Source organism: Janibacter sp. CFPM2_SD2 (assembly GCF_057364645.1).
This window is the reverse complement of the sequence record NZ_JBNFOF010000108.1, coordinates 1-10,347: the sequence shown is the minus strand read 5'-3', so window position 1 is coordinate 10,347 and position 10,347 is coordinate 1. Positions and strand designations below refer to the sequence as shown.

The 10,347-nt window shown below is 72.2% G+C and carries 6 protein-coding genes and 4 pseudogenes; 9 read left to right on the top strand and 1 reads right to left on the bottom strand.

What is annotated here, in order from left to right:
* From AC2W7J_RS11095 to AC2W7J_RS11065, 7 genes and pseudogenes are all read left to right on the top strand, one after another.
* A pseudogene (locus AC2W7J_RS11095) lies at positions 1-484 on the top strand (hypothetical protein); the annotation flags it as partial.
* Positions 445-1,092, top strand: coding sequence for a DUF58 domain-containing protein (locus AC2W7J_RS11090; RefSeq protein WP_485982416.1), 648 nt, complete (start codon positions 445-447; stop codon positions 1,090-1,092). The pseudogene AC2W7J_RS11095 and the gene AC2W7J_RS11090, both read left to right, overlap by 40 nt.
* Positions 1,093-1,136: 44 nt before the next feature.
* Positions 1,137-3,014: pseudogene (locus tag AC2W7J_RS11085) on the top strand (transglutaminaseTgpA domain-containing protein); the annotation flags it as partial.
* A 637-nt stretch (positions 3,015-3,651) separates the two neighbouring features.
* Positions 3,652-4,170 (top strand): annotated as a pseudogene (locus AC2W7J_RS11080) (FHA domain-containing protein); the annotation flags it as partial.
* Between the two features lie 1,226 nt (positions 4,171-5,396).
* Positions 5,397-8,048 carry an FtsK/SpoIIIE domain-containing protein gene (locus tag AC2W7J_RS11075; RefSeq protein WP_485982414.1) on the top strand — a complete coding sequence of 884 codons (2,652 nt, stop codon included), beginning with the start codon at positions 5,397-5,399 and terminating at the stop codon, positions 8,046-8,048.
* A gap of 182 nt (positions 8,049-8,230) precedes the next feature.
* On the top strand, positions 8,231-8,503 hold the full coding sequence (locus AC2W7J_RS11070) for a WXG100 family type VII secretion target (RefSeq protein ID WP_255184829.1): 273 nt from the start codon (positions 8,231-8,233) through the stop codon (positions 8,501-8,503).
* Positions 8,504-8,571: 68 nt separating this feature from the next.
* The gene (locus tag AC2W7J_RS11065; RefSeq protein ID WP_485982413.1) at positions 8,572-8,853 is read left to right on the top strand and encodes a hypothetical protein; all 282 of its coding nucleotides are present in this window, start codon (positions 8,572-8,574) and stop codon (positions 8,851-8,853) included.
* Positions 8,854-8,929: 76 nt separating this feature from the next.
* Here AC2W7J_RS11065 and AC2W7J_RS11060 read toward each other — a convergent pair whose 3' ends face one another.
* Complete coding sequence (locus AC2W7J_RS11060; RefSeq protein WP_255184827.1) at positions 8,930-9,148, bottom strand: biotin/lipoyl-binding carrier protein; 219 nt, start codon at positions 9,146-9,148, stop codon at positions 8,930-8,932.
* Positions 9,149-9,214: 66 nt separating this feature from the next.
* Here AC2W7J_RS11060 and AC2W7J_RS11055 point away from each other — a divergent pair.
* Both AC2W7J_RS11055 and AC2W7J_RS11050 read left to right on the top strand, forming a co-directional pair.
* Positions 9,215-9,928: pseudogene (locus AC2W7J_RS11055) on the top strand (cytochrome P450 family protein); the annotation flags it as partial.
* Between the two features lie 76 nt (positions 9,929-10,004).
* Positions 10,005-10,347 (top strand): cytochrome P450 (locus AC2W7J_RS11050; RefSeq protein ID WP_485982418.1); only part of this gene is annotated, 343 nt, incomplete at its 3' end.

The following is a 10,347-nucleotide window of genomic DNA, read 5'->3' as shown; positions in this document are numbered from 1 at the left end:
GAGCCGACTCGACGAGCGCCTGCGCCGGCGCTGGTTCGGCGGTCGACTCGACCACGTCACGCCGCTCGGGTGGACCCTCGTCGGCCTGGCGATCCTCGCCTGGGTCCTCGCGGCCGTCCTCGGCTGGGTCGAGCTCGCCCTCGTCGCCGCGACCCTGCTCGCCGTCGTCCTGCTGTGCATCCTGATCTCGCTGCCCGCCCACCGTGCCGACGTCGAGCTCGTCGTCGATCCGCTGCGCGCGCAGATCGGCGACCTGGCCCAGGCCCACGTCGTCCTGACCAACCCGTCCCGGCGCACGATGCTCCCTTCGCTCGTGCGGCTGCCGGTCGGCGACGACGAGCAGGTCATCCCCGTGCCGCTGCTGCGCCGCGGGGCGCAGCACCGCACGGCCTTCCCCATCGACACCCCTCGTCGCGGGGTCATCCCCGTCGGCCCCGCGAGACCGTGCAGGGCGACCCGCTCGGCATCACCCGCCGCACGGTGACCTTCGGCGGCGCGCAGCACATGCACGTCCACCCCCGCCACATCACGCTCGAGTCCGGCGCCCACGGCCTGCTGCGCGACCTCGAGGGCGAGGTGACGCCGGAGCTGTCGATGGCCGACATCGACTTCCACGCGCTGCGCGAGTACGAGCGCGGCGACGACCGGCGCTACGTCCACTGGCGTTCCTCGGCGAAGCACGACCGCCTGCTCGTGCGCCAGTTCCAGGAGACCCGGCGCTCCCACCTGGGCGTCGTCGTCGACACCGACCCCGCGATGTACCGCCACGGCGAAGGGGATGCGGAGACGGCCATCGCCGTCGCCGCCTCGCTCATGGTCCAGTCGATCACCGACGCCCAGGAGGCGAGCGTCGTCTGCGGAGAGGCCTTCGCGACCCGCACGACGATCCCGCTCGTCCTCGACGCCCTCACCGCCGCGAGTCTCGGGCGCGTCGACCTCGTGCGGGGCGCCCGGCGGGTCGTCCAGCAGGCGCCTGACTCCTCGGTCGCCGTGCTGTGCACCGGCCCGGCCGGGCCTTCCTCGAGATCCAGCAGTGCCTCGGCGAGTTCGAGACCGAGGTGCACAAGGTCGTCGTCGTCGTCGACCCGGTGAGCGACCCGAGCCTGCGCAGGCTGCGCGGGCTGAGCGTGCTCACGATGCGAGCTCGCCGACCTCGGCTCCGTCACGGCCGGGCTGGTGCCGGCATGACGAGCCCCAGCACGCAGACCCCCTCGGGCGCGCCGCCCTCCCCGGGTGGCGCGGGACGGGTGACCGAGGGCAGCCTCGTCGGCACGCCGAAGGAGGGGATGATCAAGCCCCAGCTGACCGGTGGCGACAAGGTGCGGGCGACCCTCGGGCGGATGCGCCCCGGCATCGGGCACGCGGTCGACGCGGCCTTCACCGTCGCCGTCATGGCCTGCTGCCTCGCCGGGCTGCGCACCGTCCTCTTCGGCTGGCAGTGGTGGCAGGCCGCCGCGGTCGGGGTCGTCCTGGGCCTGCTCGTCGGCCACGTGCAGGCGACCTACCGCTGGCCGATCGTCGCGACCACCGCGCTCGGGGCGGTCCTCTACCTCCTCCTCGGCGGTCCGCTCGCCGTCCGTGACGACGTCAAGTGGGGCCTCCTGCCCACCGGCCAGACCTTCAAGGACCTCGTGGGCGGCCCGGTCACCGGCTGGACCGACCTGCTCACGCTCGTCCCACCCGTCGACGCCCGGGGGCCCTACCTCGCGGTCGCGCTCTTCCTCGGGCTCGTCGGCACCGTCTTGGTCTACGCGACCGCCCGCGTGACCCGCTCACGCCTGCGGCTGGTGGCGACCCCCTTCGCCCTGCTCGCCGTGACCATTGTGATCGGTACCGGCCAGCCGGCCGCGCAGTGGGTGCAGGGACTGCTGCTCGCCCTGGTCCTCGTCGGCTGGCTCGTCGCGCGCGACCACCTCGACCCCCGACATCGGCATCGCCCGGCCGGGATGCGGCGCCCGGCCCTGTCCCGGGTCGTCCAGGGCGCCCTCATCGTGCTCGTCGCCGCCCTGCTCGGGGCGCTCGTCGGGCCGCTCCTGCCCGGCCGCGACGGCGAGTCCGACCGGCAGGTCGTGCGCACCGGTGTCGTGCCCGGCCACGACACGAGCGTGCTCGCCTCGCCGCTCAGCCGCTACCGCGACTTCACCGCGGACAGCCCCACCCAGCTCTACGAGCGTGAGCTGCTGCGGGTCGAGGGCGTGCCCGCGACGACGCCGATGCGCCTGGCGACCCTCGACACCTGGGACGGGTCGACGTGGGGCGTCGCCGGGCGCGGCGAGTCGCGCGCCGATGCGGGGCGGTCCTTCCAGCAGTTCGGCCGCCGGGTCGGCGTCCTCGACGGCGGCAACCCGACGCAGGTGCGGGTCACCGTGCCCGAGGGCGGCTACGGCGAGGGCTGGCTGCTCACGACGGGTCAGGTCGAGGGCATCGAGTTCCTCGGCTCGGCCCGCGAGCGGCTCGAGGGCAAGGCCTGGCTCAACCTCAGCACCAACTCCGTGCTCGTCCCGCCGGGTCTGCGCCCCGGTGACCGCTACGAGCTGCGCACCGAGCTCCCGGCGAAGGGGGCCGGTGCCCTCCCCGAGAGCCTGCCCGTCGCGCGGGGCTCGATGCCGATGACGGGTGACACCTCCTTCGTCGACGCCCGGATCGAGACGTGGAAGGGCTCCTCGGACGACCCGTGGGCCCAGCTCCGCTCGATCGCGACGACGATGCGCGAGGAGGGCACCTACACCGACGGGGCCCCGTCGACCGGTGCGAGCAGCGAGGCCGAGCGGGCGAAGATCGCGACCATCGCGCGCAACTACCCCGCCGGGCACGGCCTCGGGCGGCTCGACCGCTTCCTCAACTCCGAGGAGCTCGCCGGCAACGACGAGCAGTACGCCGCGACCCTCGGGCTCATCGGCAATCGACTCGGCATCCCCACCCGGGTCGTCGTCGGCGCGACGGCCACCGACGACGGACTCGTCCGCGGTCGTGACGTCCACGCGTGGGTCGAGGTCCGGCTGCGCGACGGCTCGTGGTTCCAGCTGATGCCGCAGACCTTCGTCCCGAGCATGACGGAGCAGCAGACCGACACCAGCCGGGCGCCGCAGGCCTGGGACAAGCCCGAGGTCGACCCGCCGCCGCAGCCGCCGCCGGCCGACCCGCCGCCGCCCGAGCCCGTCGTCGACTGGTCGTCCCCGTCGACCTGGCCGCTGTGGGCCCAGCTCCTCGCGGTCTTCGTCCTCCTGCCGCTGCTCGTGCTCGCGCTCACTCCGGTCGTGACCGCCGTGCGCCGGGCCGTGCGGCAGCGCAGCGGGTCCGCCGACCGGCGGATCGGCCGGTCGTGGAACGACCTGCTCGAGGAGGCCCGCCCTCCTCGGGGTGCCGCTGCCGCCGGCGGACCCGCGTCGAGCAGGCCCGTGCCCTCGGGCCCCAGGTCGATGCCGTCCCCGCCGCCATGCAGGCCGATGCCCTCGTCTTCGGCGAGGCCCCGGCCCACCCCGACGCCGTGGGGCAGTGGCAGGGTGAGCTGCGGCGGGTGCGCCGACGACTGCGACAGGCCACTCCCTTCGTCACCCGCGTGCGGGCGACCCTCGACCCACGCTCCCTGCTGTCCCGTCACGAGGACATCGGGATGCACGACTCGACCACCACCACCCGTGAGGCCCACCGATGAAGCTGATGTTCACCCTGCGCGGGTCGGGCAATGTCGACACCGACCTCGTCGCGACGGTCGACGGACGCACGACCGTCGGCGACCTCGCCGAGCACCTCGTGCTCTCCGACCCGGAGCGGCAGCGCAATGCCAGCGCGCACGCCCCGGCGGAGCTCGGCAGCTACACCCTCGCCCTCGTCGACGAGAACCACCGCGCCGTCGACCCCAACACCACGGTCCAGGAGTCGGGGCTGCGCTCGGGTGCCCACCTCGCGGTGACCCGCCGATCCGCCGGCTACGAGGACTCCGCGGCACCGATCGCGACCGCGCGGGTCGTCGCCGGCCCGGACACCGGGCGCGAGTACCCGCTGCAGCGGGGCACCTCGCACGTCGGCCGCGGACGCGACTGCGAGGTGCAGATCAACGACGCCTCCGTCTCGCGCCGCCACGCGAAGCTGCTCGTCGCCGACGTCGTCGAGGTGACCGACCTCGGCTCCTCCAACGGCGTCATCGTCGGCGACGAGCGCATCGACCGCGCGATCCTGCGCGAGGGCGAGACCTTCACCATCGGTGACACGACCTTCGAGATCTCGGCCAAGACCCGGGCCGCGGGCCTGACGATGACCGACGCGGGCGACGTCGCCTTCACCCGCTCGCCGCGCATCGCCCCGATCTACCAGGGGCTGCAGTTCGAGGTGCCGGAGCTGCCGGAGCGCGGCAAGCCGCAGCGCATCCCGCTCGCCATGATGATCGTGCCGGTCTTCATGGGCGCGACGCTCTTCGCCATCACCCGCTCGCGCTTCACGATCATGTTCATGCTCATGATGCCGATGATGATGCTCGCCAATGCGTGGGAGTCGCGGCGTCGGGTGCGGCTGGACTTCGAGGAGGCGATGGCCGACTTCCGCGAGGACGTGGGCTACCTCGTCGAGGACATCGAGGTCGAGCTCGACCGCGAGCACGACATCCGGCGCCAGGAGCACCCGTCGGTGGCGGACTTCGGCCGGGCCGTGGCCGTGCACCACCCGCTCATGTGGACCCGGCGACCCGAGGAGCCGGGCTTCCTCGAGTACCGCCTCGGTCTGGGCGTGCGCCCGAGCCGCAGCGAGATCAAGCTGCCCAAGATGGGCCGCACCCGCGCCGAGGCCTGGCTCGAGGTGTCCCGACTCATGCAGGGCCTGGGCGTCGTCGCCGACGTGCCCGTGACCGCGCACCCGCTGCTCGACGGCGCCATCGGCGTCTCCGGGCCGCGCGACCACTCGCTCGGCCTGGCCCGCTCCCTCGTCGTGCAGACCCTCGCCGCCCACTCGCCCGCCGAGGTCGTCGTCTGCGCCCTGACCTCGACGTCGTCGGCCCGCGACTGGGACTGGCTCAAGTGGGCGCCGCACACGAGCTCCCCGCAGAGCCCGGTCGAGGTGCAGCACACGGCGAGCTCCGGACCCGGCTGCTCGGCCGTCATGGAGCAGCTCGAGTCCCTCGTCGCCACCGGTGTGGCGTCCGACAAGGGACGCGTGGGACCTGCCGTCGTCGTCCTCGTCGAGAGCGACGCACCCGTCGAGCAGGCCCGCCTCGTCCAGCTCGCCGAGCACGGGTGGAAGCACCGGATCATCGTCATCTGGGTCGCGCCGGTCACCGAGCAGCTGCCGGCCGCCTGCCGGACCTTCGTCGAGGTCGGCGAGGACGGATACTGCCAGGTCGGCTGGGTCGGCCCCGCCCAGGTCGCCACCCGGGTGCGACCGACGCGGTCTCCGAGCAGGAGGCCATGGACGTCGCCCGGGGCCTCGCCCCGATCACCGACGCCAGCGCTGTCGTCCAGGACGACTCCGACATCCCGCGCTCGGTGTCCTACCTCGCCCTCGTCGGCACCGAGATCGCCACCTCCGAGCTGGCCGTCATCGAGCGGTGGAACGAGAACCGCTCGATCCTCACCGGGCGCCACGCGCCGCCCACCCCCAACCGCAAGCCGGGCTCCCTTCGCGCCGTCATCGGGCAGAGCGCGCTCGGGACGCACAGCGTCGACCTGCGCACCGACGGACCGCACGCCCTCGTCGGTGGCACGACCGGCGCCGGCAAGTCCGAGCTGCTCCAGGCGTGGATCCTCGGCATGGCGACGGCCAACAGCCCGCAGCGGGTGACCTTCCTGCTCGTCGACTACAAGGGTGGCTCGGCCTTCCGCGACTGCGTGCAGCTGCCGCACACGGTCGGCATGGTCACCGACCTCTCGCCGCACCTCGTCCGCCGGGCGCTCGCCTCGCTGTCGGCCGAGCTGCACTACCGCGAGCACCTGCTCGCCCGATTCAAGGCCAAGGACCTCGTCGAGCTGGAGCGCCGCGGCGAGGTCGAGGCCCCGCCGAGCCTGATCATCATCGTCGACGAGTTCGCCGCCCTCGTGCAGGAGGTGCCCGACTTCGTCGACGGCGTCGTCAACATCGCCCAGCGCGGCCGCTCGCTCGGCATCCACCTCATCCTCGCGACGCAGCGCCCGGCGGGTGTCATCAAGGACAACCTGCGCGCCAACACCAACCTGCGCATGGCGCTGCGCATGGCCGACGAGGACGACTCGAGCGACGTGCTCGGCACCAAGGACGCCGCCTACTTCGACCCGTCCCTGCCGGGTCGTGCGATGGCCAAGTCCGGTCCCGGCCGCCTCGTGCCCTTCCAGACCGGCTATGCCGGTGGCTGGACGAGCGACACCCCGCCACCGCCGGACATGCTCGTGTCGACCCTCGCCTTCGGTGCGTCGGTCGCGTGGGAGCTGCCCGCCAAGCCGAAGGGGGACGAGGACGCCGACCTCGGCCCCACCGACATCCAGCGGGTCGTCGAGACCGTCGAGCGGGCGCGGGTCGAGGCGCAGATCGCCATCCCGCGCAAGCCCTGGCTACCGGAGCTCGCCGAGGTCTACGACCTGGCGAAGCTGCCCACCGACCGGCGCGACGACGAGCTGGTCATCGGTGTCGCCGACGACCCGGACCTGCAGGCCCAGCCGACGATCAGCTTCCGCCCCGACTCCGAGGGCAACCTCGCGGTCTTCGGGGCATCGGGCGCGGGCAAGAGCTCCTTCCTGCGCACGATCGCGGTCGCCGCCGGCTTCACCGTGCGCGGCGGGCCGTGCCACGTCTACGGGCTCGACTTCGGCAACCGCGGCCTGTCGATGCTCGAGGACCTGCCGCACGTCGGCAGCATCATCTCCGGGCAGGACGAGGAGCGGGTCAAGCGGCTGCTGACGATGCTCCGCGAGATCGTCGACGAGCGGGCGGTGCGCTACTCCAAGGCCAATGCCACGACGATCACGCAGTACCGGCGCCTCACCGGGCACACCGACGAGCCGCGGATCTTCGTGCTCGTCGACGGCCTCACCGCCTTCCGGCAGGCCTACGAATCGGCGGGCGCCCTCATGCGCTGGCTCGACGCCTTCACCTCGCTGCTCGCCGACGGGCGTCCCGTCGGCGTGCACTTCGTGCTCTCGGTCGACTCCCGCGGTGGTCTGCCGGTGTCGATGGGCTCCTCTGTCCAGTCGCGCTTCGTGCTGCGCATGGCGACCGAGGACGACTACGCCTTCCTCGGGACGGCCCGCGACGTGCTCACCCCGGAGTCGCCTCCCGGCCGAGGGATCTTCAAGAAGCGCGAGGTCCAGGTGGCGGTCCTCGGTGGCACGAGCGATGCGTCGGAGCAGTCGCGGATGGTGCGCGGCTTCGCCGAGACGATGGCCAAGAGCGGTGCCGCTCCGGCCCGGCCGGTGGCCTCGCTGCCCGAGGTCGTCACGATGTCGTCGCTGCCTGCGCAGCTGGACGGGCTGCCGGTCATCGGGATGAACTCCGACGACCTCGCGCCGGTCTCCTTCGACCCGCGCGGTGGCTTCGTCGTCACCGGGCCGCCCGGCAGCGGGCGCACGACGACCCTCGTGACGATGATCCGGGCGATCCGGGCCTGGCGCCCGCAGACCCAGATCAGCGTCATCTCGCTGCGGCGCAACTCCGAGCTGCTCACCATGCCGGAGGTCGACCGCACCGCGAGCCGCGAGGAGGACGTCAAGGAGCTGTGCGCCGAGCTCAAGGAGCGCGCCCTCGACGAGATGGCCCTGCCGCAGGTGCTCATCGTCGAAAAGCTCGACGACCTCAACGCGCCGCCCTTCCAGTCGCCGATGCAGGACGCGATCAAGCCGCTCATCGACAACGACCACTTCGTCGTCGGCGAGGCGGACGCCTCCGCGATGAACTCGAGCATGGGCCTGCCGGGTCTGGTCAAGGCCTCGCGCTCGGGCATGGCTCTGGCGCCCGACGGGTCGGAGTCGCAGATGATCTTCAAGTCCGCCTTCCCGCCCCTCGCCCGGGTCGTCATGCCCGAGGGTCGGGGGGTCCTGGTGCGCCGGGGCCGTGCGGAGATCGTCCAGATCACCCTCCCGGACGCCCGCTGATGATGGCGAACTCCGTTGCGCGACAACGAAATTCGACCTCCCTCAGAAGGGGGAGAGGGATGGGGAGTTCTCCCCATGTACCTCGCAGGACTTCACTCCCTAGTGTTGTCCTCAGACGGGCAGGGGAATCGCCCGCAGGACAGACCAACAGCAGTACCAACACCAACTCGCAGGAGGACAAGATGGCTTGGCTCGGAATGAACCTCGAGACCGTCAAGGGTGAGATCCCGAAGTGGCAGCAGCTCGCCGAGGACATCAACACCATCATCACCACGGTCAACACCCAGGTGCAGCAGGCCGACGAGGCCTGGAACGGTAAGGACTCGGACGACTTCATCTCTGAGTGGGAGGGTCAGCACCGCCCGGCGCTCGAGAAGATCAAGGGCCTCATCGAGAACCTGCAGGGGCAGCTCCAGGGCGACGTCCAGCAGCAGGCCGAGGCCTCCGGCAGCTGATCCGGCTCACGCCGCGACGGACACCCCAGACCACCTGACGCACAGAGACTTTTAGAAGGAGAACGAAGATGGCACTTACCGACGGAATGGACGTCGAGCGGGTCCGCGAGATCGCGGGTCAGCTCAAGACGGAGGCTGGCAAGATCGGCGAGGTCGAGCAGAACGGCACTTCGCAGGTCAGCGCCCTGGCGGAGAACTGGCTCGGCCCCGACTCCGAGGCCTTCGCCACCGAGTGGCAGACGGCCCAGAAGCAGCTCCAGGCCGCGACCTCCGCGCTCGAGGGCTACGCCCAGAAGGCCGAGCACCAGGTCCAGCAGCAGGAGGGCAAGTCCGAACAGAAGGGCAACTGACCCTCGCTGGACTCCACGAAGGGCGGATCCGACCACTGGTCGGGTCCGCCCTTCGTCATGTGCGGCGGGGGTGAGGTCAGTCGTCGATGACGACGAGGACCTCGCCCTCCTGGACCACGTCGCCGGCGGTGACCTTGACCTCGAGGACCCGGCCGGAGCGGTCGGCGAGCACGGGGATCTCCATCTTCATCGACTCGAGGAGCACGAGCTCGTCCCCGATCGCGACCTGCTGGTCGGCCGCGACCTGCACGGAGATGACATTGGCGACCAGCTCTGACTCGACTCTGTGACCCATGCCACTGAGGTTAGTGGTGCCCGGGCCGGCGGCACACCACCGGGTGCGCCGGAGCAGGATGGGTCCATGCCCGACGTGGACCTCACCGACGCCCGACTCGTCGACGACCCCTATCCGCTGCTCGGGACCTGGCGGGATGCCGGACCGATGCTGCGGGCCGGCGACGGACGCTGGGTGGCGACGACGCACGCCGCGGTCGGCGCGACCCTGCGGCACCGGGCCATGGGCCGGATCTGGTCGGACTGGGAGCCGGCCGAGCAGATGGAGCCCTTCAACGCGCTCCACCGCCGCCAGCTCATGGAGAACGAGCCGCCCGAGCACACCCGCATGCGGCGCCTGCTCGCCGGGGCCTTCGCCAAGGGGCACGTCGAGCGCATGCGCCCGCGCATCGAGACCCTCGCCGACGCGATGCTCGACGAGCTCGACCCGAACGGGCCCGTCGACCTCCTGGCCGCCTACGCCGAGCCGATGCCGGTCTACGTCATCGCCGACCTGCTCGGCGTGCCCCGCGAGGACCACGTGCGGCTGCGTGACTGGTCGCAGGCCATCGTGCACATGTACGAGCAGGGGGTCGACGAGGCGACCCGGGCTGCGGCGGTGCGGGCGAGCGTCGACTTCGCCGACTACGTCCGCGAGGTCGTCGCGGTGCGGCGGGCGCGGCCGGGCGAGGACCTCGTCAGCGACCTCATCGCCGAGCGGGCCGACGGGGGCGGCTTCACCGAGGAGGAGCTCGTCGCGACGGTCGTCCTGCTGCTCAACGCCGGCCACGAGGCCTCGGTCAACACCTTCGGCAACGGCCTGCACGCGCTGCTGCGCCACCCCGACCAGCTCGCGCGGATCACCGGCGGTGAGGTGAGTGCGGCGACGGCCCTCGAGGAGCTCATCCGCTACGACGCGCCGCTGCAGCTCTTCGAGCGGACAGCCACGGCCGAGGTCGAGATCGCCGGCACCACCGTGGCGAAGGGGGAGACCGTCGCCTGCCTCATGGGCTCGGCCAACCGCGACGCCGCGGTCTTCGGGGCCGACCCCGTGTCCGGGGCCGACGCCTTCGACGTCGCGCGCGACCCCCAACCCGCACGTGGGCTTCGGCCTGGGCCGCCACTTCTGCCTCGGCGCCCCGCTGGCTCGCGTCGAGCTCGAGATCACGCTGCGCCGCCTGCTCGAGCGCTTCCCCGACATCGCGCTCGCCGGGCCGGCGC

Excerpts from the sequence above, each read along its gene's own strand:
- AC2W7J_RS11065 (WP_485982413.1), top strand. The coding sequence starts at position 8,572 with ATGGCACTTACCGACGGAATGGACGTCGAGCGGGTCCGCGAGATCGCG.
- AC2W7J_RS11070 (WP_255184829.1), top strand. The coding sequence starts at position 8,231 with ATGGCTTGGCTCGGAATGAACCTCGAGACCGTCAAGGGTGAGATCCCG.
- AC2W7J_RS11075 (WP_485982414.1), top strand. The coding sequence starts at position 5,397 with ATGGACGTCGCCCGGGGCCTCGCCCCGATCACCGACGCCAGCGCTGTC.
- AC2W7J_RS11060 (WP_255184827.1), bottom strand. The coding sequence starts at position 9,148 with ATGGGTCACAGAGTCGAGTCAGAGCTGGTCGCCAATGTCATCTCCGTG.